At 61.6% G+C, this 25,872-nt stretch carries 27 protein-coding genes and 1 pseudogene; 12 read left to right on the top strand and 16 right to left on the bottom strand.

Features of this window, described 5'->3' with window-relative positions:
• Positions 1-31 precede the first annotated feature (31 nt).
• The 8 genes from P9292_RS39990 to P9292_RS39955 form a co-directional block, all read right to left on the bottom strand.
• Positions 32-1,516 carry an amidase family protein gene (locus P9292_RS39990; RefSeq protein ID WP_309965191.1) on the bottom strand — a complete coding sequence of 495 codons (1,485 nt, stop codon included), beginning with the start codon at positions 1,514-1,516 and terminating at the stop codon, positions 32-34.
• Positions 1,517-1,522: 6 nt separating this feature from the next.
• Complete coding sequence (locus P9292_RS39985) at positions 1,523-2,185, bottom strand: GntR family transcriptional regulator (RefSeq protein WP_250469624.1); 663 nt, start codon at positions 2,183-2,185, stop codon at positions 1,523-1,525.
• Positions 2,186-2,208: 23 nt separating this feature from the next.
• Positions 2,209-3,519 (bottom strand): amidase, encoded by a 1,311-nt coding sequence (locus P9292_RS39980; protein ID WP_309965188.1) that lies wholly within the window; start codon positions 3,517-3,519, stop codon positions 2,209-2,211.
• A gap of 3 nt (positions 3,520-3,522) precedes the next feature.
• Entirely contained in the window at positions 3,523-4,503 is a 981-nt protein-coding gene (locus P9292_RS39975; protein WP_244831667.1) for an ABC transporter substrate-binding protein, read from the bottom strand.
• Positions 4,500-5,312 carry an ABC transporter permease gene (locus tag P9292_RS39970; protein WP_309965184.1) on the bottom strand — a complete coding sequence of 271 codons (813 nt, stop codon included), beginning with the start codon at positions 5,310-5,312 and terminating at the stop codon, positions 4,500-4,502. Before P9292_RS39970 ends, P9292_RS39975 begins: the two co-directional genes overlap by 4 nt.
• Positions 5,305-6,159, bottom strand: coding sequence for an ABC transporter ATP-binding protein (locus P9292_RS39965; protein WP_309965181.1), 855 nt, complete (start codon positions 6,157-6,159; stop codon positions 5,305-5,307). Before P9292_RS39965 ends, P9292_RS39970 begins: the two co-directional genes overlap by 8 nt.
• Positions 6,160-6,292: 133 nt before the next feature.
• Positions 6,293-6,823, bottom strand: coding sequence for a DUF1003 domain-containing protein (locus P9292_RS39960; RefSeq protein ID WP_250469620.1), 531 nt, complete (start codon positions 6,821-6,823; stop codon positions 6,293-6,295).
• 38 nt (positions 6,824-6,861) lie between these two features.
• Positions 6,862-7,011: a hypothetical protein gene (locus P9292_RS39955; RefSeq protein WP_309965178.1), complete on the bottom strand. Its 150-nt coding sequence runs from the start codon at positions 7,009-7,011 to the stop codon at positions 6,862-6,864.
• Positions 7,012-7,415: 404 nt separating this feature from the next.
• Here P9292_RS39955 and P9292_RS39950 point away from each other — a divergent pair, with 404 nt between their 5' ends.
• The 3 genes from P9292_RS39950 (at position 7,416) to P9292_RS39940 (ending at position 9,741) form a co-directional block, all read left to right on the top strand.
• On the top strand, positions 7,416-8,165 hold the full coding sequence (locus P9292_RS39950) for an SDR family oxidoreductase (protein ID WP_309965175.1): 750 nt from the start codon (positions 7,416-7,418) through the stop codon (positions 8,163-8,165).
• A gap of 97 nt (positions 8,166-8,262) precedes the next feature.
• On the top strand, positions 8,263-9,150 hold the full coding sequence (locus P9292_RS43395) for a LysR family transcriptional regulator (RefSeq protein ID WP_409015565.1): 888 nt from the start codon (positions 8,263-8,265) through the stop codon (positions 9,148-9,150).
• A gap of 261 nt (positions 9,151-9,411) precedes the next feature.
• Complete coding sequence (locus tag P9292_RS39940; protein WP_244831655.1) at positions 9,412-9,741, top strand: YciI family protein; 330 nt, start codon at positions 9,412-9,414, stop codon at positions 9,739-9,741.
• A 233-nt stretch (positions 9,742-9,974) separates the two neighbouring features.
• Here P9292_RS39940 and P9292_RS39935 read toward each other — a convergent pair whose 3' ends face one another.
• From P9292_RS39935 to P9292_RS39925, 3 genes are all read right to left on the bottom strand, one after another.
• On the bottom strand, positions 9,975-11,456 hold the full coding sequence (locus P9292_RS39935) for an FAD-dependent monooxygenase (protein ID WP_309965170.1): 1,482 nt from the start codon (positions 11,454-11,456) through the stop codon (positions 9,975-9,977).
• A 316-nt stretch (positions 11,457-11,772) separates the two neighbouring features.
• On the bottom strand, positions 11,773-12,144 hold the full coding sequence (locus tag P9292_RS39930; protein ID WP_309965168.1) for a YciI family protein: 372 nt from the start codon (positions 12,142-12,144) through the stop codon (positions 11,773-11,775).
• Positions 12,145-12,405: 261 nt separating this feature from the next.
• Positions 12,406-13,296 (bottom strand): LysR family transcriptional regulator, encoded by an 891-nt coding sequence (locus P9292_RS39925; protein WP_244831649.1) that lies wholly within the window; start codon positions 13,294-13,296, stop codon positions 12,406-12,408.
• Positions 13,297-13,412: 116 nt separating this feature from the next.
• On the opposite strand from P9292_RS39925, the gene P9292_RS39920 reads away from it, so the two are divergent.
• The 7 genes from P9292_RS39920 (at position 13,413) to P9292_RS39890 (ending at position 20,074) form a co-directional block, all read left to right on the top strand.
• On the top strand, positions 13,413-14,291 hold the full coding sequence (locus P9292_RS39920) for an alpha/beta fold hydrolase (RefSeq protein WP_250494857.1): 879 nt from the start codon (positions 13,413-13,415) through the stop codon (positions 14,289-14,291).
• A 4-nt stretch (positions 14,292-14,295) separates the two neighbouring features.
• Entirely contained in the window at positions 14,296-15,714 is a 1,419-nt protein-coding gene (gene leuC / locus P9292_RS39915) for a 3-isopropylmalate dehydratase large subunit (protein WP_309965166.1), read from the top strand.
• Positions 15,711-16,325: a 3-isopropylmalate dehydratase small subunit gene (gene leuD, locus P9292_RS39910; RefSeq protein ID WP_309965163.1), complete on the top strand. Its 615-nt coding sequence runs from the start codon at positions 15,711-15,713 to the stop codon at positions 16,323-16,325. Before leuC ends, leuD begins: the two co-directional genes overlap by 4 nt.
• Positions 16,326-16,461: 136 nt before the next feature.
• Entirely contained in the window at positions 16,462-17,481 is a 1,020-nt protein-coding gene (locus P9292_RS39905; RefSeq protein WP_250469612.1) for an alcohol dehydrogenase, read from the top strand.
• A gap of 153 nt (positions 17,482-17,634) precedes the next feature.
• Entirely contained in the window at positions 17,635-18,690 is a 1,056-nt protein-coding gene (locus tag P9292_RS39900) for an aromatic ring-hydroxylating dioxygenase subunit alpha (RefSeq protein WP_250528186.1), read from the top strand.
• A gap of 26 nt (positions 18,691-18,716) precedes the next feature.
• Positions 18,717-18,887 (top strand): rubredoxin, encoded by a 171-nt coding sequence (locus P9292_RS39895; protein ID WP_244831637.1) that lies wholly within the window; start codon positions 18,717-18,719, stop codon positions 18,885-18,887.
• Positions 18,884-20,074, top strand: coding sequence for an FAD-dependent oxidoreductase (locus P9292_RS39890; RefSeq protein WP_309965160.1), 1,191 nt, complete (start codon positions 18,884-18,886; stop codon positions 20,072-20,074). Before P9292_RS39895 ends, P9292_RS39890 begins: the two co-directional genes overlap by 4 nt.
• Positions 20,075-20,203: 129 nt before the next feature.
• Here the strand turns inward: P9292_RS39890 and P9292_RS39885 are convergent, their stop codons facing one another.
• The 3 genes and pseudogenes from P9292_RS39885 to P9292_RS39875 form a co-directional block, all read right to left on the bottom strand.
• On the bottom strand, positions 20,204-21,139 hold the full coding sequence (locus P9292_RS39885; RefSeq protein WP_250494850.1) for a LysR family transcriptional regulator: 936 nt from the start codon (positions 21,137-21,139) through the stop codon (positions 20,204-20,206).
• A gap of 237 nt (positions 21,140-21,376) precedes the next feature.
• Positions 21,377-21,844 (bottom strand): annotated as a pseudogene (gene cynS / locus P9292_RS39880) (cyanase).
• A 65-nt stretch (positions 21,845-21,909) separates the two neighbouring features.
• A complete protein-coding gene (locus P9292_RS39875; protein WP_250494848.1) occupies positions 21,910-22,296 on the bottom strand; it encodes a MerR family transcriptional regulator in 387 nt (128 codons plus the stop codon).
• 87 nt (positions 22,297-22,383) lie between these two features.
• Between P9292_RS39875 and P9292_RS39870 the strand changes: the two genes are divergently transcribed.
• Together P9292_RS39870 and P9292_RS39865 are read left to right on the top strand one after the other, a co-directional pair.
• Complete coding sequence (locus P9292_RS39870; protein WP_409015542.1) at positions 22,384-23,292, top strand: alpha/beta fold hydrolase; 909 nt, start codon at positions 22,384-22,386, stop codon at positions 23,290-23,292.
• A gap of 103 nt (positions 23,293-23,395) precedes the next feature.
• Positions 23,396-24,175 (top strand): IclR family transcriptional regulator, encoded by a 780-nt coding sequence (locus tag P9292_RS39865; RefSeq protein ID WP_250511321.1) that lies wholly within the window; start codon positions 23,396-23,398, stop codon positions 24,173-24,175.
• A gap of 2 nt (positions 24,176-24,177) precedes the next feature.
• Here the strand turns inward: P9292_RS39865 and P9292_RS39860 are convergent, their stop codons facing one another.
• Positions 24,178-24,984: a TIM barrel protein gene (locus tag P9292_RS39860; RefSeq protein WP_309965155.1), complete on the bottom strand. Its 807-nt coding sequence runs from the start codon at positions 24,982-24,984 to the stop codon at positions 24,178-24,180.
• A gap of 18 nt (positions 24,985-25,002) precedes the next feature.
• On the bottom strand, positions 25,003-25,869 hold the full coding sequence (locus P9292_RS39855; protein WP_309965152.1) for an intradiol ring-cleavage dioxygenase: 867 nt from the start codon (positions 25,867-25,869) through the stop codon (positions 25,003-25,005).
• Between the last annotated feature and the right edge of the window lie 3 nt (positions 25,870-25,872).

Here is a 25,872-nt window from a genome sequence, read left to right as displayed (position 1 = left end):
CGACGCTTCGCGAATCGCCCACACCTTCCCTTCAGACGATGACAGGCGGATGCGTCACGATCGACTTCAATTGCGGCACCGGCGCGCGCAAGGCGCTCAAGTCGGGCGTCGGGCGCTCGAGCGATTCGTCCCCGGCAAACGCGGTTTCGAGTGCTTCGGCGATATCGAGCACGCGCGCGTCGCCACGCAGCGCGCCGACCAGTTGCAGACCGAAGGGCATGCCCGATTGATCCATTCCGCAAGGCAACGAGAGCGCGGGATTGGTCATCATCGAGATGACGTATGTGAGTCCGAGCCAGCGATAGTACGTGTCGAGCGGCCGGCCGTTGATCGCTTCCAGATGCCATTGCGACCATGGAAATGGCGTAATGGAAGTGGTCGGCGACACGATCACGTCATACCGTTGCACATGTTCCTGAAAGCGCCGGTACAAACGGGTCTGCGTGACGTGCGCGCCCACGACATCGGCGAGCGTCATCTTCACGCCCATTTCGTAGTTCGCGCGCGTGTTCGGGCCGAGCAGCGACGGATCGCGCTCATAGGCTTCGCGAAACTGCGCGACGAAGTTCTGCGCGCGGATCACGTCGAAGCAGCGGTCGCTGTCCCGCATGTCGATATCGACCGGCTCGCACACCGCGACATGCCGCGCGACGGCTGCCATTTTCTTGCGAAAGGTGGCGCGCGTGGCGTCGTCGAGCGCGCAGGTGCCGAAGTCCTCCGTGAAGCCGATGCGCAACGTAGACGCATCGATTGGACGATGCTTCGTGAAGGTATCGGCATCGACTTCGTAGGAAAGCGGATCGCGCGCATCGAAGCCCGCTTGCGCGGCGAGCAACAGACGCGTGTCGGCGACGGTACGCGCCATTGGTCCACTGACGGTGATGGGCGCCCAGCCCAGGTCCTTGCGATCGCCAGGCACGAGTCCCGGCGATGGCCGAAAGCCCACGACGCCGCAATACGCAGCCGGAATGCGCAACGAGCCGCCGGTGTCCGAGCCCGTGCACAGCGGCAACATGCCGGTGGCAAGCGCAACTGCCGACCCGCCCGACGATCCTCCCGCGTTGAGCAACGGCGCGAAGGGGTTGCCGGTTGCGCCCCACACGACGTTGCGCGTGTTCGCGCCCGCGCCCATCTCCGGCGTATTGGTCTTGGCCGTGACGATGGCGCCTGCCGCGCCAATGCGCGCGACCATGGCGTTGTCGGCCTCGGGCACGTGGTCGCGATACATCGCCGAGCCATATGTCGTGAGCACGCCCGCGGTCTCTTCGAGGTCTTTCACGCCGATGGGCAGACCATGCAGCAAGCCCGGCGTTTCGCCGCGCATGAGCGCGTGTTCCGCGTGCCGTGCCTCGATGCGTGCGCGCTCGAAGCATGTCGCGGCCATCGCATTGACCGAAGGGTTGAGGGCCTCGATACGCGCAATGCTCGCATCGAGTAATTCCACCGGCGAGATTTCGCGAGTGGCGATGAGCCTGCGTGCATCGACAGCGGAAAGAGAAGCGAGCGTGTCATCCATGATCGATCAGGCCGCCGCTTGGGCGAAAGATTGTTCGACGCACGCGGCTATGGCATTGCGCGTGTTTTCGAGGTGCGCGCGTGTCTGCTCGTGCACGGCGCGGCCATCGCGCGCGCGGTAGGCATGCAGCAAGCCCGCGTGCTCGTGATTGTTGCTGTCCATGATATCGCCCTTGACGTACATCGACAGCGACACATAAGGCCGTGCGACGAGCGACAACCCTTCGACCAGATCGAAAAGGCGCGTGCCGGTTTCGCTCGCCATCAGATGCTGATGGAACTCTTCGTTGAGAATGGCCCAGGTCTCGGAAGAGGTCGTCGCGCACATCGTCTGATGCACGGCTTCGGCGGCGGCAAGACTCGTTTCGCTTGCGTTGGCGCAGGCACGTTCGGCGAGCATCGGTTCGAGCACCATGCGCAGTTCGTAGATCTCGGTGACATCGGCGGCAGTGAGTTCACGCGTGACGACACCCTTGTTCGGATCGATAGCGACGAGCCCTTCGGCGCGCAAGTCGCGAAACGCCTCGCGCACAGGCGTCGTGCTGACGTTGAGCCGCTTGGCCACTTCTTCCTGGCGAAGCCGCGTGTTCGGCGGATAAATACCCTGCAAGATTTCCGCGCGCAGCGTGCCGAGAACATATTGCGCGATGGTGCGAAATGGCTGGCTCAACGTCGTCTCCTTGATTTGTGTGTTCAGTCGGGCAGCGCGCGTCGCTCGAACCCGAGCATGCCTTCGACCCATGCAGCGATGCGGAGCAGCTTCAGATCGTCGTCATATCCGCCGACGAGTTGCAAGCCGAGCGGCAAGCCAGCGTCGGTCCAACCGGACGGCACCGTGACGGCGGGCGCACCCATCAAACTCCACGGCGCGCAGAAGCGTGCGTCGCCCGTATCGCCCAGACCTTCGGGCGCCGCGCCGCTCGATGGCAAGGTCACGAGCGCGTCGCAACCTTCGAGCAATTGCTGCGAACGCACGCGCAGTCCGGCTTGCAACAGCAACGCGTCCTGATAGCGTGTGAGCGACATGGCGGCACCCTCGGCAAGCAATGCGCGCATGTGCTCGCTGATCAGTTCGGGCTTGCGCGCGGCCGCGTCGCCAATAGCGCGATGCGCTTCGATCGCGAGTATCGTCAGCGTGGCTTCGCGCATCTGTTGCAGGTCCGCGCCGTAGTCCAGTTCGACGATACGCGCGCCGCCTTCGCGCAGACGTTGCAGCGATGCCTCGAAGCTTGCGCGTTGATGCGGCGCGATCAGTTGGTCCCAGAATGGCGTGCGCACGACGCCAAGCCGGGGCGCTCTGTTGCCGCCATCGAAATAGGCGCGCCAGGAGGCTTTATCGGCGAGGGTCTCGGGCGCGGCATCGACGAAAAGCGCATGGGCTACCGCGACATCTTCCGCCGAGCGCGCGAAGAAGCCGATGTGATCGAGCGAAGCCGCAAGCGGATGCACGCCTTCGGTCGCGATCTTGCGATACGTGGGCTTGTAGCCGACCACGCCGCAATAAGCAGCCGGACGAATGACCGAGCCGACCGTCTGCGTGCCGATGGCAAGCGGCACGATGCCCGCTGCCACCGCCGCCGCCGAGCCGCTCGACGAACCGCCCGGCGTATGCGCGCGGTTCCACGGATTGACCGTCGCGGCGGGACCGCGCCAGGCGAACTCCGTCGTCGCGGTCTTGCCGAAGACGATGCCGCCGAGCGCGCGAATGGAAGCGACGATGCGCGCGTCATGAGCCGGACGATGGCCGCTGTAAATCGCCGAACCATAGGACGTGGGCATGTCGTGCGTATCGGCGAGATCCTTCACGCCGATTGGCACGCCCGCAAGCGGGGCCGTTACGGCGTCGCGCACGCTGTAGACATCCGGACGATGCACGAAGGCGCGCAGCCACGGATCGAGCAAGTCGGCGCGCGCCTGCGCCTCTTGCAAGGTGGCGCGCACCGCCGCTTCGTCGTGGCGATTGGCGAAGAGAGTCGCGAGCAATGAGCGAGGCTGATCGGTCATCGCTTACTTGGCCTTTACCGAAGCAGCCGCGAACGAGTTGTCGACGCCGCTCGCATAGGTAATCGCGCCGGGCTTGATGTTGCCGATGGATTCCTGCAACGCAAGCGCGTTCTTGAACGCCTGTTCCGATATTTCAGGCGTGGGTGCGTAGATGTTCTGATCGATCAGACGCTGCACCGCCGAATCCACGATCTTCGGGTCGAGCGACGGGAACTCCGTGCGCGCCACGGCCTTGGCCGTATCGTGCGATTGCTGAATCAGCGCTTCGGCTTCGCCTATCGACTTCACGAAGGCCTCCACCATCTTCGGCTTGTTCTTGATCGTGGACGTAAGCGTGTCGATGGTCGAGAACGCATAGCCGCCCGGATAAGCCTTCGGAAACGCATACACGATGCGATAGCCTTGCGAGATGCCGGTTTCCGCTTGCGGCATGTACAGCGCGGCCGCTTCCGAACGTCCCGCCGTGACAGGCGCGAGTTCGGTGCCGATCTGCACGGTATTCATCTTCACGTCGGCAAGCTTTTCGTCGTTGATGAGCCGTTGCAGCAGGTACGTGCTCGTAGAAGGCGGCAAGGCCGTGGCGACGCTCTTGCCGTTCAAGTCCTTCAGGTTCCTGACCGGCGAATCCTGCGGCGCGATCACCCACACCGGCACGCCGGCCACGACGTTGGCCACGTTGATGAGCGACGCGCCCTTGAGGTTCGCGAGCATCGCGGTCATCGGGTCTTGCAACGAGAAGTCCGCGTGACCGCCGATCACCGCCGCCACGCCCGCTGCACCGCTACCCGCCGTGATTTTCTGCACGGTGAGGCCGTTCTTCGTGAAGATGCCCTTGTCGATGGCGACATAGAGCGGCAAGTATTGAATCGACTGGAACGCCTGATAGACGACGACCGGTTCGGACGATTGCGCCTGCGCGCCTTGCAATCCAAAGACGGCCATGCAGGCAGCCGCGACACCCGTGAGCAGAACGTTTTTCTTCATTTTCTCTTCCATGAAATGATCTTTGCTTCAGCAAATTGAACGATCCAGCTAAGAACCGATGCCATCAAGGTCAGCACGATGATGCCGAGCCAGACGGTGTTCAGATCGAAGAGCGAGCCCGCGACGAACACGGCGTGCCCGAGCCCCGCTTGCGACGCGATGTACTCGCCGACCACGGCGCCGATCAGCGCGAAGCCGATGTTCACGCGCAGTGTCGAGAAGATCCACGGCAACGCGCTCGGCACGATGAGCTTCATGAAGATCATCGAGCGCCGCGCCTTGAACGAGCGGAAGAGGTTGAGCAAATCGCGATCGACTTCGCGCGCGGCGGCGCATGAAGAGATCATCGCGACGGCGAAAGTGGAGATCGCCGCGAGCCAGATTTTCGACGACGCGTCCGAGCCGAACCAGATGACGATGAGCGGCCCGAGCGCGATCTTCGGAATGCTGTTGAGGATGACCGAGAGGCCTTCGGCGACGCCTGAGATCGCGGGCAGGAACCACAGCAGCAAACCGAGCCCGATGCCAAGCGCACTGCCTATGGCAAGACCCGCGAGCGTCTCGTAGAGCGTGACCCAGGTATCGGATGCGAGCGTGCCTTGCGACAGCCCGAACACGGCGGCGTCGTAGATGCCGGCGGGTGAGCCGAGCAGCTTGCCGTTGATCCAGCCCGAGGCGACGGCGAATTGCCACGACGCCACCAGCAACACGACGATGCCGATCACGGCGCCAGTCGTGCCGAGCTTGCGCGGCGCGCGGCGCGTGGTCTTTCCGGGCGTGACGGTGGTGGACAGCACGGCTTCACTCATGTGCGGCTCCTTGTGGTGTACGTGAGTCGGATTGCACGGTGGCGCCGCTGCGCAAGCCGTTCCAGACGCGCGCGTGATAGGCGCGGAACTCGGGCGCTTCGCGCGCGGAGACGGCGGTGCGCGGGCCGTGCGTGCTCAGCGTGATGTCGATTTCGTCCTGCACGCGTGCGGGGCGCCCGCCGAGCAGGATCACGCGGTCGCTCATGGCAATGGCTTCCTCGATGTCGTGCGTGACGAGCACCACGCTCGTGCCGGTTTGCTCGCGCAGCGCGATGATGTCGTCTTCGAGCGCGAGGCGCGTCTCGTAGTCGAGCGCGGAGAAGGGCTCGTCGAGCAATACGAGCGTCGGCTCGACGAGCAGCGTGCGAGTGAGCGCCACGCGTTGACGCATGCCGCCCGACAGCGAATGCGGATATGCGTCGGCGACGCTTGCAAGACCGTAGCGCGCGAGCATGTCGCGAGCGCGAGTCATGTCGTCGGGCCGCACCTTGCGATACAGTTCGACGCCGAGCAGCGCGTTTTGCAGCACGGTGCGCCACGGCATCATCAGGTCTTTTTGCAGCATATAAGCGATGCGTCCGGGCGACCCGTCGGCGCGCGCGCCTATCGCTATGTGGCCGGATTGCGGCGTCAGCAGGCCCGAAACCAGGTTGAAGAGCGTGCTCTTGCCCGCGCCGCTGCGCCCGACGATAGACACGATCTCGCCTTCGCGCACGGCGAAGTCCAGGCGGTCGAAGATGGTGGTGCTCACGCCGTTGGCGGTCTGGAATGCGTGACTCAACTGGCGCACGTGCAGCCGATTCGCGTCGGGCGACGCCGCACGCGCGGGTGCTTCGGTGGGGTTCATCTTCAATCCTCGCGAGTCGTCGGTTATTGCGATGCACAACACATAATGCACAATCAAAAATGACGGTAGGGGTTTGTCAAAATTGACGAGCGTGTGAAAAGCGGGCAGACGAACGCGCGGGAATCGGGTTGCTTCAGAAGTGCCGGGTTGGTGTCAGATGCTCGTGAAGCTCGCGCGTCAAGGTTTCGATGCGCTCGGCCAACTGGCGCGTAAGCTCGGTGAGTTCGGTGTTGCGTCGAAGGAGTTCGGCCATCTGCGACGTCTCGCGCGCAAGCTCGGTTTCACGTTGCTGGCACGCGAGCGCGATATCTTCGCGATGATGCGCGTCGGCTTCAGCGAGCGCCTTGTCGCGATCGGCCTGACGCGTTTGTGCAAGCAAGATGAGCGGCGCGGCATAAGCGGCCTGCAAGCTGAACGCGAGGTTCAGGAGAATGAACGGATACGGATCGAAGCGCGATATGCCGAGCATGTTCGCCATGATCCAGCCGCCCACGATCAGCGTCTGCGCGATGAGAAACGTGGGCGTGCCGAAGAAGCGCGCGAAGGCTTCGGCCTTCAATGCGAACCAGTCGTTGCCGAACACGCTCGACAGATGCGCGTGGGGTGCGTGAAAGCGCAGAGGATGCCTTGCTTCCTCGGGCGCGGGTTCGGTTGCGTGAGCCATGTTTCCTTGCAAATGGGTTGGTGCAGGCGCTTGCCGTATCAACTGCCGTTATCCGACCAGCCGATGCTGACGATGGGAAAAATATCCGTCGGCGTACGGACGATCGCGACCGAGCCGAGAATGACAAGCAGCACGGCGAGCACGATGTAAGTGTGCGGTCTTTTCAAGGCGAGTCGGACGATCCACATGACGGTTTCCAATGGTTTCGAGTGACGCACTGGCGCGCCGGCGTGCGGTTGGGTTGAATGGAGCTTAGGGCTTTCGAAGGCGGCGGTTTCCGTAAGGCGCACGGTCGTTGCCGATTCGCACGGTGGTCGCGCGTTGGAGGTTTTTGTGAGCGGCGGTCGGCTGCTTTCCATACGCTCGTGTTCGATCAGCCCGATGCGCGCGCGGAAACCGTCGAGATTCGTCCAACTCAAAACATAGGCCCTTGCCGTCCTTCGAGTCTTCCTGAACCTCATGCATGCGCGGCATACATGCTATGCCGCCGCGCCCTCTGTTCATCCATGCCCGCCAACTCCATTCTCTTGCCTCGGCTTGTCGCGAAGCTAGCTTCGCGTCGAGCACCATCCACGTCATGCGGAGAATCATCATGGGTAAGCTTCAAGGCAAGATTGCGGTCATCACGGGCGGAAGTAGCGGGATTGGACTCGCAACCGCAAAGCGGTTCGTCGCGGAAGGCGCGTATGTCTTCATTACGGGGCGTCGTCAAACTGAACTCGACAAGGCGAAGGCTGTCATCGGCTCGAACGTAACGGCTGTTCAGGGCGACATCTCGAGTCTTGAAGATCTCGACCGCCTCTACGAGACGGTGCGACGCGCGAAAGGCGGCTTGGACATCGTCGTCGCGAGTGCGGGGTTCGTCGAGGTGTTGCCAACAGAGTCCGTGACACCCGAACACTTCGACAAGACCTTCGGCATCAACGCACGGGGCACGTTCTTCACGGTGCAAAAGGCGCTGCCGCTGCTGCGCGATAACGGCTCCATCGTCATCGTTTCTTCCGGAATGCACATCAAGGGATCTCCGGACTTCGGCGTATATGCCGCAACGAAGGCGGCGATCCGCTCGTTCACGCGGACTTGGGCATCGGAATTCAAAGGCCGCGGCATTCGCGTCAACACGCTGAGTCCGGGAATGATCGAAACGCCGATCGTAGACGGCCTGTTCAGTTCGAAGGAAGAGGCGGACGGCGCACGAGCAATGTTCAAGCAGATCACGCCACTGGGCCGAATCGGCCGCGCTGACGAGATGGCCGCGGCGGCGCTGTTCCTCGCCTCGGACGAAAGCAGCTACAGCACAGGCATCGATCTGATCGCGGACGGAGGAATCACCCAGCTATAAACTGCATGCCATAAGCCGTGCTGATGCCTTGCGTTTCTCGTTCGTCCCGCCGCGTTTATATCGTAGGAGGAAAGTTCCAGTGGATCGAATCGATGTCATGCGGCTCTTCATCCGTGTTGCCGACAGCGGCAACTTCTCGAAGGCGGCGCGTGCGGCCGGAATCAGTCAGCCAACGGCAAGCAAGACGATTGCGGGTCTCGAAGCACGGCTCGGCGCGCAACTGTTGCGCCGAAGCTCGCGAGGCCTGGGCCTGACAGAGGCTGGCCAAAGCTTCTACGAAGGTGCGGTTGCGATCGTCGAGAGCGTGGACGATGTCGAGGCTCGCGTCGGCAGTGGCGAAGCGTCGCCGTCCGGCATGGTGCGGGTTGCCCTGTCTCCAGCCTTTGGGCGTATGTGCATTGTTCCGCACCTGCCGCGCTTTTGCGCTCAGTTCCCGGACGTCCGCGTCGAGTTCACGGTTGCGCAGCGCTACATCAATCTGATTGAAGAAGGCATCGACGTCGCCATACGAATTGGTCCGCTGAGCGACTCGACTCAAATTGCGCGTCGAATTGGCAGCACCGAGTACCTTACTGTCGCTTCGCCGGCTTATACCGAACGCATGGGCGTGCCAAAGACGGTAGATGATCTCGTCAATCACGAATGCATTGCTCTGATGTCTCGCGACTCTCCGCGAGTCTGGCCGTTTGCCGGCCCCGACGGCGCGAAGGAACACGTGCCGCAAGGTCCATTAAGAAGCAACGACGCCGAATATGTCCGAGCGGCGGTAATTGCGGGCTTGGGCATTGGGCATAACGCGGGCTGGCTTTATTCGCGGGACGTCGAGGAGGGCAGGCTCGTACCGCTTCTCAAGGCATTTCGGCCCGCGCCTTTTCCGATCAACGCAGTGTGGCCCGGAAGCAGGCAGTTGCCTGGCAGGACCCGCGTTTTCATCGAATTTTTAGCGGACCTGTTCGCCGCCGATCCCCGGTTGAAGGTTCGATAACTCTCGTGGGGATAGCGCAAGCGACGCTATTCGGAGACTGAATACGTCCTATGCCAACACGCCCTCTACCGAAAGCGTCCGCGCGAGACTATCTTTGATTTCAAGCCGCCGCGAAAGAATATACGGCGACAGGCAGAAGTCGGAGTCGAGGCGTCATTCGCCGAACTCCTCCCCTTCAGGCACTTTTCGATGACTTGCTCCGGCAACGCATCACGTCTTAGTGACAAGTGCTCTTTCGAATAGCCTTCCCAGGAGTAGAAAATGGTCGATGAAAATGGTCCTCATTATTTCGTGGCGTTTCAAACGCCGGGTCCGAAGTGGATTCAAAGCGTGAAGTACAACGAGCAACCGGACTTCATGAAACACGTGGCTTATATGGCCGAGATGCAGGACAAAGGGCTGACCGTGATGAGCGGTCCGTTCATGGAGAAAGCCGGCGGTCTCTCCGGTGTTCTGGCGGACGGCGGCATGACGATCTTCAAGGCTGCTGATCTTGCGGATGCCCGAAAAATAGCAACCGATGATCCGACAGTACAGTCGGGCATGCTCAACGTCGATGTAAAAATGCTCTGGGTTCCGTTCCACGATTAGCCCACGCATCTAGCGATGCTGCCGGGCGAGCGTTGATTTGGCGTGCGCTTGGTGAGCAGTAACACGGTATGAGGCTGTGAATGACTGATTCGCAGCCTTTGCGAGAAGCCGGCGTTTTCGTGCAGTGTTCAGCGAACGGCTGTCAAGCAACATGCAGCCAGCTTGCCGCCACCACTCGCGGCAAGCCGGTCAATGCTGGAGAATGCTTCTCCCCCGATCAAGCGACGAATGGATCAGGAAGGAACGCCATGCCGTGCCGTCAAACGATCGAGATACGCGGCAATCGTATCTGTTTCACTAGCCGAGCAGGCGAGATATCCATCGGGCCGCACGAGCGAGATCGTGTCGGCCTGCAATGGTGGTCGGACGTTGTCGTCGAGCAGGCCCGGATAGGCGTCGATCAATTGCTTCACTGCCGCAGTCGGCGCCGCGAACAGCGCGAATACCGGCCGCACGCCTGATCCTGCTGGTGCGTGGTCGGACGTCGGCGCAACGCGTTCGCCAGGCTTCATCCCATGCACGGACGGGCCGTTGAGCGGGCTATGCGGATAGTGGACCGTCACTTCCGACATGGTTTGAGCAACGCCACGGGTGAAATGCGAGAAGCCCAACGCAAAGTGCCCGGCAAGGTTGCGCAAACGCTGTGCAATCGCGTTGCGAAGCGTGGCGACCGATGTCAGTCGTTCCGCGGCTTTCAGTACCTCGTCGCCAACCGCGCTGCGCTCCGGGCTGTAGGTGTCGAGGAGCGACTCGTCCGCTTCGTTGCGCAGCACGAGTGCAAGTTTCCAGGCAAGGTTGATCGCATCCTGCATGCCGGTGTTCATGCCTTGACCGCCAGCGGGACTGTGAATATGCGCTGCGTCCCCCGCAAGGAACGTGTGGCCGTGTCGATAGCCCGTCACCTTGCGACCGTTGATGCGAAAGCCGGACAACCATACGGGATCGTGGAGTTTGGTACCGGCCGGGCCGCGCCGGTCTACGAGCTGCTGCACCTGTGCGAGCGTTGGCGTCGGTGGAACCTTATCTGCCGTCGCCGGCAAGTCGCCGATGACGCGGTAACGGCCAGCCTGGATGGGAAAAATCAGCAAGACGCCATCCTTATGCCAGTGGACAGAAGCGTCCGTGTCAGGGCGCGGATACCCCGTCATGTGAACGTCAGCAAGGAACCAATCGCTCAGCAGCGTTTCCCCCTCGAAAGGCACGTTCAAGGCGTGTCTTACGATGCTGTGCGCGCCATCGCAACCAAGCAGCCAGTCGGCACGCACGGCCTCTTCGCGGCCGTCCGGATGGCGCAACACCGCATCCGCGCCAGAGGCATCGGGCGTGATCATCGTTACTTCGACGCCGCGCTCGATAGATACGCCTTGGCTCGCCAGACGCTCCTCCAGCAAACGCTCGGTCTCGGATTGCGGCAGTGCCAGCGCATAGTTGTGCGTGCTGGGGATCATGTCCATTGCAACCCGACCGACCACCTCGTCCTGCGCCATGAAGACGACGCCGTCGATCTTGAAGCCAGCGTTCACGAACGGCGCGGCGCCGCCTTCGCCCCGGTCGAGCAGCTCGAGCGTCCTGCTCCAAAGCACCATGGCTTTGGATTTATCGGTACGGTGCGGCGCCTTGTCTACGATGCGCGCGTGGACACCGTAGCGGGCGAGTTCGGAGGCGAGCGTCATGCCGACTGGACCGGCGCCAACGATCAGAACGGAAGCAGTCATATACGTCCTCTCAAAGCAAAGAATTGAGCGATTCAGTCGGAGTCTTCAGGAAAGGCGCCGTGGTGCGAGTACGAGCATGACGTCCATGTCCGCGCCTTGTCGATCGTCGGCTATCGGTCGGGGAGCAACGGCAGGCTCCGCGCGCTTAGACCAAGAGTGCGGTGACGAAAGAGCAGTCATTGCAACGCTTACGGCAGCCTCGAAAAAACCTGAAGATGAACGAAAGTTTGACGTATAGGGAAAACGTTTTTTCCGGTCTTTGTCTGCGGTAAGGGTCACGGCATTGCGGAGCAATAGCGCCGCGCAGCAGTTCAACTCATGGTGCCAGATAAAAATCCAGGGGAATAACCTCCACGGCCCATCCGCCTTCTTCGCCCAATGTCGCGGCCGGATGCATGGACGCGATGCGCACCGCCTCGTCAGGGCTATCTGCCTCGATGATGAACATGCCGCCCACCACTTCCTTCGCTTCGGTGTAAGGCCCGTCGGTAACGCGTGTCGTGCCACCAAGTGGGCGGAGCGTCTTCCAGTTTTCCAGATCGCCGAGCGAGGCGGAAACCACGACCTTGCCGGTGGCACGCATCTTCTCGTCCAATGCCGGGCATTGACTCACTAGCGCCTTGATTTCGTCTGGCGTCATCGCGGCGAACTTCTCGGGGGTGAAGTAGGCGAGGCCGAGGTATTTCATGGCAAATCCTTTTGATGAGATTTACTGACGACGAATTTGTTGAGCGGAAATCGACAACGGCGGTGTACCAATTGCGCTCAATCAAACCGCTTCACCGATGAGCAAGTCCAGATGCGGTCAACAAAGCCAAGGTTCGCATCGATCGAATGACGGGGCAACCGGCCCTGGCCAGCGGGCCGATACGAATTCGGGACCCAAATTCCATGCCGCTCTAAACCATTTGGCCGGAAGATGTGCCGCTACGGTAAGCTCAAACGACTATCACGCCCCGCGCAAATACTCCCCCAAAAATTCCACGAACGTCCTGAGCTTGACCGAAAGCTGATTGCGTTCGAGGTAAATGGCGTGAATGTTCGCGTCCGGCAAAGCCCATTCATCGAGCAAGGAAACGAGCTCACCGCGCGCGAGATGTTCGTCTATCTCCCATTGCGAGCGCGTCGCGATGCCGCGACCGTCCAGCGCCCACTGCAACACCGCGCTGCCGTCGTTGCTCGATAACGAGCCATCGACCTTGACCGTCTCCGTGCGCTTGCCGCGCGAGAAATGCCACGTGCCGTAAGCCGACTCGTTTTCGCGCAACACGATGCACGCGTGACGCGCGAGATCATGCGGCGCCGATGGTCGGCCATGCCGCGCGACGTAAGCCGGCGATGCACACAAGATGCGCCGATTCGCCAGCAGCAGACGCGCGTTGATGCGCGCGTCCGGCACTTCGCCGAAGCGGATGCCGACATCGAAACCTTCTTCCTGAAGACTCACCGGACGGTCCGTCAGATGCAGGACGATCTTCATCGCCGGATAGCGCGCAATGAACTCCGACACCGCAGGCGCTATACGCGCCCGCCCGAATCCGAACGACGCGTTCACACGCAGAAGACCAGTCGGTTCGCCGCGACTTTGCGTGACGAGCTGTTCGAGTTCCGAGAGCTCATCGAGAATGCGCGAGCCGTTCGACAGGTACAACTCGCCCTCGGGCGTGAGGCTCAGACGCCGCGTCGTGCGATTCATCAGGCGCACGCCCAGACGCCGCTCCAGTTGCGCGAGCCGCTTGCTCACGGCTGGCGGCGTCACACCCAACTCGCGCGCCGCCGCAGCCAGATTGCGATGCCGCGCCACAAGCGCAAACAGGTTGAGGTCAGAAAAGCCATCCATCTCGCGTCGCTCCAAATCTGCCTGATTCGTTCCTGCCGGTTACGACCGAAATGCTTTCGAGGAAACCCAATCTCGTAAGGCATCAATTAGACTCGAATCAACGTTGGGAGACAACCATGTTCGAAGGCTTCGATGAGCTATCGATTTCCGTCGATGGCATCAGGATTCACGCGATCAAGGGCGGCCAAGGCCCCGCGTTGCTGCTACTGCACGGGCATCCGCAGACGCACGCGATTTGGCACGAAGTGGCGCCGGCACTCGCCGAGCATTTCACGGTGATCGCCGCCGACTTGCGCGGCTATGGCGACAGCGACAAACCCGCAGGCGCGCCCGATCACTCGAATTATTCGAAGCGCCGCATGGCGCTCGATCAGGTCGGGCTGATGCGCGCATTGGGCCATGCGTCGTTCGCGGTCATCGGACATGACCGTGGCGGGCGTGTCGCGGCTCGCATGGCGCTGGATCATCCGGCTGTCGTGACGCGTCTGGTCACGCTCGACGTGGCGCCGACGCTCGCCATGTACGAACAGACCTCGTTCGATTTCGCGCGTGCCTACTGGCACTGGTTCATGCTCGTGCGACCCGCGCCATTTCCGGAAACACTCATTCGCGCGGACCCGGACCTGTATCTCAGGCAGACCATCGGCGCGCGCAGCGCGGGTCTCGCGCCGTTCACGGCAGAGGCTTACGCCGAGTATCTGCGCTGCTTGTCCGATCCCGCCACGGCGCATGGCATTTGCGAGGACTATCGCGCGAGCGTGAGCATCGACCTCGAACATGACCGCGCGACGCTGGCTTCGAACGAGCGAATTGAATGCCCATTCATGGCGCTATGGGGTGAGGAGGGCGTCATCGAACAATGCTTCGATCCGCTGCGCGAATGGCGTGCTTACGCGCCGCAAGTCGAGGGCGAGGCGCTGCCTTGCGGCCACTACATTCCCGAGGAAGCGCCGGCGATCTTGCTCGAGCACGTCCTGCCCTTTCTGACCAACTAACGCCATGTCGAACCGAACCCTGTACCAGAAGCTCGTCGATTCTCACCTCGTCTCGCGTATCGACGAACAGAATGTGCTGCTCTATGTCGATCTGCATTTGATGAACGAGTACACCAGTCCACAAGCGTTCAGCGCGCTCGATGCGCGTGGCCGCGCGGTGCGACGCCCGCATCAGCAGCTTGCGGTCGTGAGCCACATCATTCCGACGCACGCCGAGTCGCCGCGCGTGATTCGCGATGAAGCGTCGTATTTGCAGGCGCAAAATCTCGCGCGCAATTGCGAGCGCGCGGGCATCCGGCTTCTCGCGGCCAATGATCCCTTGCAGGGTATCGAACACATCGTGGCGCCGGAACTCGGGCTCATTCGTCCGGGCATGGTCGTGTTGTGCGGTGACAGTCACACCACGACATACGGCGCGCTTGGCGCGTTGGGCTTTGGAATTGGCACATCGGAAGTGGAGCATGTGCTCGCCACGCAGACGCTCGTCTATCGGCTGGCGAAAACCATGCGCATCGATATCGATGGCGCGCTGCCTTACGGCACGTCGTCCAAGGACGTGGTGATCTGGATCATCAGCCAGATCGGCGCACAAGGCGCGCGTGGCTATGCTGTCGAGTTCGGTGGATCGACCATTGCGTCGCTGTCGGCCGAGGCGCGCATGACCTTGTGCAACATGACCGTCGAGGCGGGCGCGCGCGCCGCGCTCATCCCGCCGGATCGGACCACGTTCGACTATGTGCGCACCCATGCAAAATCACTCGATGAGGCCGCCTGGCAAGCCGCACTCGCGGACTGGCGCGAACTCTACTCCGACGCAGATGCGACCTTCGATGCCGAATATCGCTTCGACGCGCATGCCATCGCACCTTTTGTCACATGGGGCACGAGTCCGGATCAGGCCGTCGCGATAGACGAGCCCATTCCCGACGAAGCCGCGCAGGCCACCCCCGAAGCGGCGGCATCGTTGCGACGTGCGCTCGATTACATGGGGCTCACGGCGAGCCGTTCGTTGGCGGGAACGCGGATCGACCGTGTGTTTATCGGCTCGTGCACGAATGGGCGTATCGAAGACCTGCGCGTGGTGGCGAACATCGTGCGCGGCAAGCGCGTGGCGCCCGGCGTGCGCGCGATGATCGTGCCGGGTTCGGGCAGCGTGCGACGCGCGGCGGAGCGTGAAGGTCTGGCGAAGACGCTGATCGATGCGGGTTTCGAATGGCGCGAGCCTGGCTGCTCGATGTGCCTTGCCATGAACGACGATGTGCTGGACGCGGGCGAGCGTTGCGCATCGACCACCAACCGCAACTTCGAAGGTCGACAGGGACGTGGCGGCCGCACGCATCTGATGAGCCCGGCAATGGCGGCCGCGGCCGCGATGACCGGCTGTATCACCGACGTTCGAACGCTCATGGGAGAGGCATCATGACGCGACTGACGAAGATTGCAGGCAGCGCGGCGCCGTTGTCCATCGACAACCTGGATACCGACCAGATCATGCCGAAGCAGTTTCTGCGCATTATCGACAAGGCGGGTCTAGCGGATGGTTTGCTGTACGACTTGCGTTTCGATGAAAACGGCGCGCCGCGTGGGGATTGCGTGCTCAATCGGGCGGAGTTTGCAAAGGCGCGCATTCTGATTGGCGGCGCGAATTTCGGATGTGGTTCCAGCCGGGAGCATGCGGTGTGGGGTTTGCAGCAATATGGTTTTGCTGCGGTGATTGCGCCGAGTTTCGCGGAGATTTTCTATTCGAACGCGATGAATAACCGCTTGCTGCTCGTGCAACTGGAACGCGATGTCGTCGATATGCTTGCGCGTGAAGTGACCGAGACGCCGGGTGCTGTTATTTCCATCGATCTGGAAGGGCAGACGGTGGTGTCGGCATCGGGTAAGCAATATGCGTATTCCATCGGCGCGCGTCATAAACGCATGGTGATGGAGGGAATGGATACGGTCGATTTGACGCTTCAGTCGCTGGCGCAGATCGAAGCGTTCGAGACGGTGCATTTTGAACGACGGAGATGGGCGCGGGTGATGTGAATTCATGAAGCGCGCTTTAGCAACCTCTTTCCTGAACTTTCCCCCAACTACGTATAGCATCCCCATTGCAGTGCCGAACAGCATGCACGCGGCTCGCCCAACGCCGCGAAGTTCCTCCCACACCAAGGAGCAAACGATGCCAACGATGCACGCAGTGCAAGTAGCGAAAGCCGGCGGTCCGCTCGAACTCGTGGAGCGCGAAATACCCGATCCGCCCGAAGGACACGTGCTCATCAAAGTGCAAGCCTGTGGCATCTGCCACAGCGATTCCCTCACGAAAGAAGGTCAATGGCCGGGTCTCGAGTTTCCGCGCGTACCCGGTCACGAAATTGCAGGCGTCATCGAGAAACTCGGTGCGAACGTCGAGGGATGGCAGGCCGGGCAGCGGGTCGGCGTCGGTTGGCATGGCGGGCATTGCGGGCATTGCGAAAATTGCCGTCACGGCGACTTCGTGCTTTGCAAGAACGCGCTCGTTCCCGGTATCAGCTACGACGGCGGTTACGCGGAATACATGGTGGCGCCGCAGGAAGCACTCGCGCGCATGCCCGACGATCTCTCCGATATCGACGCCGCGCCGCTTCTCTGCGCCGGCATCACGACGTTCAACGCGCTGCGCAATAGCGGCACCCGCGCGGGCGATGTCGCGGCGATCCTCGGCATCGGCGGGCTCGGGCATCTCGGCGTGCAGTTCGCGCGCAAGATGGGCTTCGTCACGGTCGCCATCGCGCGCGGCAAGGACAAGGAACCGCTCGCGAAGCAACTCGGCGCGCATCACTATATCGACAGCGAATCGCAAAACGTCGGCGAAACGCTGCAAGCACTCGGCGGCGCACGCGTAATTCTCGCCACCGCCACGAGCGGCAAGGCGATGAGCGCGGCTATCGGCGGGCTCGGCATCAACGGCAAGCTGATCATGGTCGGCATCTCGCAAGAGCCAGTGGAAGTGCCCGTCGCGCAGTTCATCATGGGTCGCAACTCGGTGCAAGGCTGGCCGTCCGGCACGGCGGCGGACTCGCAGGAAACGCTCGCGTTCAGCGCTTTGTCGGGCGTGAAGCCGATGACCGAAGAGTACCCGCTCTCGCGCGCGGCCGAAGCCTACGACCGCATGATGAGCGGCAAGGCGCGCTTCAGAGTAGTGCTCATTCCAGGCAAGTGACCTCCGCCGAAGCATCGTTTCATTGACCAACGAACATAGAGTCAATGTCGCCCGAACCATTGGGCGACATGTAGCACGTCGCTATCGTAGTGTTCATGCGGTCGAATCCATCCCGGCCGCTTCAACACGATCCAGTTCCTTGGAGACACGAAAATGGCGACCCCCACCGTCGCGCCGCTGACGTTTCAGCGCGCGCCCAATCTTCCACGCAATTGCACTTTCGATCCGCACGACTGGCAAATCCTCAGCCAATACTGGCATCCGGTCGCGTTTGCTTCGCAGGTCGCGGACAAACCGTTGAGCGTCACGCTGCTCGATGAGCCGCTCGTCGTGTTTCGTGCGAACGATGCACTCGTCGCCGCGCGCGATGTGTGTCCGCATCGCGGCGCGCCGCTGAGTCAAGGCTGGGTCGAGAACGGCCATCTCGTGTGTCCTTATCACGGCCTCGAATACGGTGCGGACGGCAAGTGCAAGCATATTCCGTCGCAGGAAGGCGGCACCATTCCCGACCGTCTGCGCCTGACCACTTACGCGGTGCAGGAAGCCTATGGCCTGATCTGGGTGTCGCTCGGCGGTGGAGAGCAAGCGCTGCCCGATTTCCCCGCATGGAACAGCGAAGGGTTCCAGCAGATCTTGCCACCTTCGATCGACATCAAGGCATCCGCGGGACGTCAGACGGAAGGCTTCATCGATGTCGCGCATTTCGCGTGGATTCATCATCGCAGCTTCGCGGACCGGCGCAATCCCGTGGTGCCGAGCTACACGGTCGAGCGGCGCGGCAACGGCATGCGCGCGGAGTATGTCAGCACCGTCAGCAACTTTCCGAAGTCGATGCAGCATCGTGCGCCCGAAGGCTTCTTGTGGCGCCGTATCTTCGAAGTGGATGTGCCGTTCTTTGCACGTCTCACTGTGCTCTTTCCCGAAGGCGGCCGGCTCTCGATTCTCAACGCCGCGAGCCCGGTATCCGCGCGTCTGACGCGTCTGTTCGTGCCGATTGCGCGCAACTTCGACAAGGATCTGCCGCTCGATGATGTCTACGAGTTCAATCGCCAGGTGTTCGAGGAAGATCGCGCGATCGTCGAATTGCAATGTCCCGAAGATCTGCCGATAGACCGCGCCGCCGAAGCGCCGATTCTCGCGGATCGTTCCTCGGGCGCATATCGCCGCGCGCTAGCCGAGATCGGTCTCGGTCAGGCGTACGTCCGCTGATCGCCATGGCGGATACGGAGAGCATCATGAGAATCTGGGAATGCGTGATCTGCGGCTTTCGCTATGACGAAACGCTGGGCTTGCCGGAAGCGGGTCTTGCCGCCGGCACGCGCTGGGAAGACGTGCCGGACGACTGGCTCTGTCCCGATTGCGGAACGGGCAAGCAGGACTTCGAGATGCAGGAGGTGTCGGCATGAGTCACGATATGGATCTACCGGTCATTATCGTGGGAACGGGGCTCGCCGGTTATACGGTGGCGCGGGAGTTGCGCAAGCTCGACGCGCAAGTGCCCATCACGCTCATCAGCGAGGACGACGGCAGCTTTTATTCGAAGCCGACGCTTTCCAACGCGCTTGCCATGAACAAGGCGCCGCACGCGCTCGTCACTTTCGATGCGCGCGCCATGGGCACGCAGCTGAACGCGAGCATTTTGTCGCACAGCAAGGTGGAGCGCATTCTCGCGGATACGCACGAACTCATCGTCGATGGACAATCTTTTCGTTACGGCAAGCTCGTGCTCGCATTGGGCGCGGATGCGCGGCGCATTCCGCTCGCGGGCGATAGCGCAGGCGACGTGCTGTCGGTGAACTCGCTCGACGACTACGTGCGCTTCAGAAAGCGGCTCGAAGGCGCGCAGTCGGTCGCGCTGCTCGGCGCGGGCCTGATCGGCTGCGAGTTCGCCAACGATCTCGCGCTCGCGAATTACAAGGTCACGCTGATCGATCCCGCGGCCACGCCGCTGTCACGGCTGATGCCCGAACGCGCGGGTCATGCGTTTGCACAAGCGCTCGAACGACATGGCGTACGGCTGCGTCTCGGGCGTTCGGTGGCAACGGTGAATCGCGCGGAACGCGGCTACGCGCTCACGCTTTCCGATGGCGAGGAAATCGATGCCGACGTCGTGTTATCGGCGATAGGTCTCGCGCCGCGCACGCAGCTCGCGGAACAAGCGGGCATCGCGATAGAAGGCGGCATACGTACGGACGCCTATTGCCGCACGAGTGCGGCCGATATTTACGCACTCGGCGATTGCGCGGCTATCGAAGGAAAAGTGCAGCCGTATGTGTTGCCGATCATGCACGCAGCACGCGCGCTTGCCCGCACGCTCGCGGGCGAGGCAACGCGCGTCGCGTTTCCGATCATGCCGGTGACGGTTAAAACGCCCGCATCTCCAACGGTAGTCGTGCTGCCCGAGGAAACCGGAACATGGCGCTATGCAAGCAACATATCCGACGAATCGCTCGACGGTCTGCACGCGCTTTGCGAACATGCCACCGATGGCCGGCCACTCGGATTCGCCTTGCTGGGTTCGGCCACGCAAGCCAAGGCCGCGCTTCTCAAGGCGATGACATCGGGCAGTTTCGAGTCCGCTCTACAACGATAACGACGCAGCTTGCCTCTGACCGACCAGCGTCGCGCTTGCCGGTGGCTTGAAGAACCTGTCGCTTCGGTGCCGCACGGTAGACGTTTCGACGCCGCAGCCAAAAGCTTGCGGCGTCGTTTTTCATGGTGCTTATGCGCCGGGTGTGGCCGCGAGCTTGCGCGCAACGTTCGTGACGAGGCGGCGAAGCCATCGCGTGGCCGCGCTGCGATGCGTTCTCTCATGCCATAACTGGTAATACGTGAGTGCGGGCGTTGCGCCGGGAATCGGCTCCATCTTCAAAGGCAAGAGGCGCGCGTAGTGGGAAGCGAGCGCGCGTGTCGTCGTGAAGATGAGGTCCGAGCGCACGAGCACATAGGGCGCCATGCCGAAGTAAGGCAGCGTGGTCGTGACCGTGCGCGTAAGACCGTTGCGCGCGAGTTCCGTATCGATGGTGCCCCACGCGGTCGTGTTGTAGGTCGTGACAGCGAGATGCTCGGCTTTCTCGAAGGCGTCCTTCGTGAGTTCGCCCGGCTTGACCGGATGATTCGCGCGCATCAGGCAAACCAGTTCGTCCTGACACAGCGGTTGCAGATGCAGATGCGCGGGCGGCGTGCGCCAGTTGCCGATCACGAGATCGAGCAAGCCTGTTTCGAGGCCGTTTTCGTAGCCGCCATCGACCATCATGAGATGCTTGAATTCGAGCTTCGCGGATGGCGCCGCTTGATGGAACGCGTCGATCACGGCGGGCACGAAGAACACATCGAGATAATCCGGCGAACCGATTCGAAATGTGCAGTTGCTCGACGCCGGATCGAATTCGGTGTTGGGATGAAGGATCGCGTCGATATGACTGAGCGCCTGCGCGGCAGGCTCGATCAGCGTGAGCGCATGACTCGTCGGCACCATGCGGCTGCCGCTGCGCACTAGAAGCGGATCACCCGTCATTTCACGCAGCCTGCGCAGCGCAATGCTCACAGTCGGCTGCGATTGCCCGAGCAGCTTGGCGGCGCCCGAGACGCTCGACTCCGTGAGGAGCGTATGCAGAACGCGGATCATATGGGAGTCGATGCTTTCCCTGGACATCATGCGGCGTCACCTTTGACATGGGGGATGCGCGGGCGATCTTGTGATTCGTTATGGCGCCCGGCTGCGCAAAATATACGGACGGATATAGCGAAGGTCAACGCTGGGGCAAACGCGTATGTCGCCGCGAAAGCCTTGTGCCGTCTGACTCATGGCACCGCGTTTATGGCGAGAATGGTCGCAGGGTTATGCAAGGCGCGCCGCTGTGTGCACAACGCGCCAGCGCCATGACGTGAAGGATCAGAACGGCTTGTACGGCAGGAACTTGCCGTCGAGCGTGATCACGGCGCGTGATCCGCCTTCGGGATCTTCCACCTTCTTGATGTCGATACGAAAGTTGATCGCACTGATAATTCCGTCGCCGAATTGCTCATGCACGAGCGCCTTCAACGTCGTGCCATACACCTGCACCATTTCATAAAAGCGGTAGATGGTCGGGTCCGTCGGCACGTTGCCCGGAATGCTGCCGCGCAGGGGAATGGTCTGAAGCAGCGCGGCGGCGTCGTCGCCGAGTTCGAGTTTGTCCGCGACGCTCTTTGCGGCTTGCTCCGGCAACGGGTGCTGGCCGAGAAGCGCGGCTGTCACTTAGGGCACGCTGAGGCTCGTTCCTTCCGCGAGTTCGGCGTACGTGAGTCCCTTGCGCGCCTTGGCATCGACGATATGTTCGGTCAGCGTGGAACGCGACAACTGCGAAATCTGCGATTGCATGACGACTCCTTTGCCCGGATGGCCGGTCGGTTGAACAAGCCGACAGTTGACCACGGCAAAAAAGCTCAATCCAGCGGCGGCACGACGCCTTCGTTCAAGGTTTTGAGCAGACGCGCGCGGCGCCGTTCCAGATCGGCGATCTGACGCTCGATCGACACCAGGCGTTCGCGTTGCAATGCGGTGGTCTCCGGACACGTCACCGCGCCTTCGATCAGGCGCATGCAGTCGGGAAACGCGAGGATATCGGCGAGGCTGAAGCCGGTCGCGATCATGCGCTGTATCTGCCTCACCTGAGAGATGGCCGCGTGCGGGAACACGCGATAGCCGTTGCTCGCGCGAACCGAAGTAAGCAGGCCATGCTCGTCGTAGTGGCGAATCGAACGAACGCTCGCGCCGGTTTCGCGAGATAGCTCGCCTATAGTCAGTAGCGTGTGTTCAGCGGATCGTGTCATGCAAAAAGACTAGCACTTTTTCGCTTGACCCTGACACTAGTGTGAGGCGCGAGACTCAAGACTTTCGAATGAATGAGGAGTGTCATCGTGTCTTTTCGCATGGTTCGTTACCTTGTTTCCACGTTGATCGCGACGGGCGCGTTGAGCGCCGTATCGCCCGCTGCGTTCGCGGAAGAGAAAAGTTATACCGTCAATGCACCGGATGGCGTCGCGCTCGCCGTGCAGGAATCCGGCAACCCGGACGGCCCCGCCGTCGTGCTCATTCATGGACTGCTGGGCAGCCGCCTGAACTGGGATGCGCAGGTGAAAAGCGCGCGGCTGAAGGGCTACCGTCTCATCACTTACGACATGCGCGGTCACGGTCGCTCAGGGAAGCCCACGAATGCCGATGCGTATACCGACGGCCGCCGCTGGGCCGACGATCTTGCAACAGTCATCGAAACGTCGCATGCAAGGAAGCCGGTGCTCGTTGGCTGGTCGCTCGGCGGCGCGGTCATCTCGAACTATCTGGCGGCCTATGGTGACGGCAAGATCGCGGGCGCCGTGTATGTGGATGGTGTGATCGAGCTTACGCCCGAGCAGATCGTGGCGCATCCCGATGTCTATCGCGACATGACATCGGCCGATCTCAAGACGCATCTCGACGGCGAGCGCACCTTCCTGAGCCTTTGCTTCGACACGCAGCCGGACAAGGTCACGTTCGAGCGCCTGCTCGCCAATGCCGCGATGGCTTCGTGGGACATGCAGGCTGCCGTTCAGTCGATGAGCGTAGCCGCCGCCGATGGTCTCGGTCAGGCGCATGTTCCGGTGCTGCTGATCTACGGCGCGCGCGATGCGCTCGTCAAGGCGCAACCGGCTATCGCGCGGGCGCGTCAGATCAACCCGAACCTGCGAAGCGTGCTGTATGCGAAGTCGGGCCATGCGCCTTTCATCGAAGAGCCGAAGCGATTCGATAACGATCTTGGTGCGTTCGTCGATTCCGTATCGGGTAAATGAAAAGTTCCCACTCGTGAATAAAAATCTGCACTCTACAGTACGGATTGTTGACACGAAGCACAGCGCAGTTAAACTGTTCCTCTATATGAACGAGGAGCAGCGCATGCGTCGTGAGGAAATCGAAGCCAGCAGCACGGTCAAGTCGGCGGACCGCACACTCGATCTCTTCGAGTTGCTCGCGCGCTGGGGCCGCGAGATGTCGCATGCGGAGATCGCCGAGGCGCTCGACATTCCCAAGAGCAGTCTCACCAAGCTCATCCGCAATCTGACGGATCGCGGCTATCTGCGTTTCGTGCCTGAAACGAAGGGGTATCGGCTGGGCGATGCCATTTTGAAACTCGCGCAGCAGTCGAATCAGTTGCGCAGTTTGATTGCATGCGCCGAGCCGGTCCTCGGCGATATTACGCAGCAAACGGCGGAATCGTGCGCGCTCAATCAACTCAAGGGCGAGCAGGTCGAAGTCGTTGCAACGGTCGTGAGTCAGCAGCGCCTGCAATCGCATATGCGGCTCGGCGACCTCGCGCCCTTGTATGCGGTATCGGGCGGCAAGGCAATACTCGCCTTCCTGCCCGATGTCATGCGCGCCGAATATATGCGCTCGGTGTCGTTCGAGCGCTTCACGAAGAACACCATCGGCACCAAGAAAGCCTTGCTGAACGAGTTGGAATCCGTGCGTGCAAACGGCTTCGCTCATTCGCTCGAAGAATTCACGCCGGGCATCGTGGGTCTTGGCGTGCCCATTTTGTCGTCCACCGGGTTCCCGCTCGGTTCGCTCAATCTCGCGATACCAGCCGTGCGTTACTCGCCGGAAATAGGCGAGCGGTCGATTGCGATACTCAAGGCATCCGCGGTGCGCATCCAGCGTCAATATCTCGCGGAATAGAGTTACTGCGCTTTTGCAAGGAAGCGCTTCATGCTCGACATGATCGTGCGTGCTTGCTCATCGAATGGTTGTCCGCGCAATGCGAGCGTGGGCGCTTCGACGGCGAGCGTCAGGTCGGCGGGCAGCTTAACCAGCACATCGTGCAACGGGAGTTCGCCATCGCCGGGAAGCAAACGCGCGGTGCGTGCTTCGGTTCGCCGGTCGGCCACCGCAACCGGCGAGGCACGCGGTCCATCGCATATCTGCATGTATTCGATAAGCGCGGGGTCGATACTATCGATGTCCTCAACCTTCGCGCCCGAGCGGAAGTACTGCAAGGCATCGATCAAAAGCCGCGCGTTCGGCTGACCGCTTGCCTGGATGGTGGCGAGCGCATCGTCCAGCGTGCCTATGGCGCAATACGTGATCAGCTCCAGGCCAACCGTCATTTCGAAGCGTGCAGCCGCTTCGCACAGCGCCCGAAAGTTACGCATGAGACGCTCGCGGTCCTGATCGAAGCCAACGGTAAGCACATGCTTCGCGCCAAGCCGATGCCCCGCTTCGAGCGCGGGCAAGAGAAGGTCTATGTTCGTGCTCTCTTGCAGCCAGATGGCTTCGATATCGAGCAGGCGAACGCCCGTCGCTTCCATGCGCGCGGCGAGTTCGCGGATGAGCGCCGGATTGCCCGCGACATCGACGATGCTATCCGCCGCCGTGGGCGCCACGACGCGCAAGCCGTAATAGTCGAAGCCACCGGCGTGCGCGGCATCGACGAGTTGCAGCGGATGCGCATCCAGCATGGTGAGGTGATGCAAGGACAGTTTATGCATTGTCGTCTTCGTAAGTCTTTAGCGCCTTGCGGGCAGAACAAAGGGATAAGCAAGGAGGGCCGTGCCCGGCGTGACTTCATGTCCGGCCGGGCTCATGCTGCCTTCTATCGTGTCGAGTCGCGCGATCAGGCCATCCTTCACGCCGAACACGACATCCGAATCCAGATAGCGGTCGCCTTCGATAAATACGTGCGTGACGATCGTTTCGAAGCCCGGCGCGCTGACCTTGAAATGCACATGTGCCGGCCGGTAAGGATGCCGCCCTTGCGCATCGAGCATCTTGCCTACAGGGCCATCGTTCGGAATCGGATAGAAGGCGGGCACGATCGAACGGAACCAGAAACGTCCATTTTCATCGGCGTGAAAACGGGCGCGCATGTCGAGCGCGGTCAGGCCCGCCTCGCGTTGTACGTCGTAGAAGCCGTGATCGTCCGCGTGCCATGTCTCGATGAGCGCGCCCGCAATCGGCTCGCCATGTTGATCCGACACACTGCCTTCCACGATCATCGCCGGCCCCTCCAATGCATGCGAAATGCTCGCGCCCAACGGAAGATCGCGCGCCTCTTCGACATAGAACGGCCCGAGCACGGTGGTCTCGGTGGCGTTGCCCGTGAAGCGATGATTGAGCGCATCGACGAGCATGGACACGCCAAGCGTATCGGAGAGGAGGATGAATTCCTGGCGCGTCTCCGAACACATTTGGCCCGTGCGCGTGAGAAAGTCGATAGCGCCGGCCCATTCCGCTTCGGTCGGTTCGATCTCTTTCAAGAACGCATGCAGATGCCGGACGAGTGCCTCGCTGATTTGCCGCGTCCGTTCGTTCTCGCAACCGCTCAAGCGTTCGAGCACGGCTTGCGTGATGTTGTCTTCGTTGAAATTTCGCATCGA

This window comes from Caballeronia sp. LZ001 (assembly GCF_031450875.1).
Classification (GTDB): Bacteria; Pseudomonadota; Gammaproteobacteria; order Burkholderiales; family Burkholderiaceae; genus Caballeronia.
This window is presented reverse-complemented; position numbering and strand designations above follow the sequence as displayed.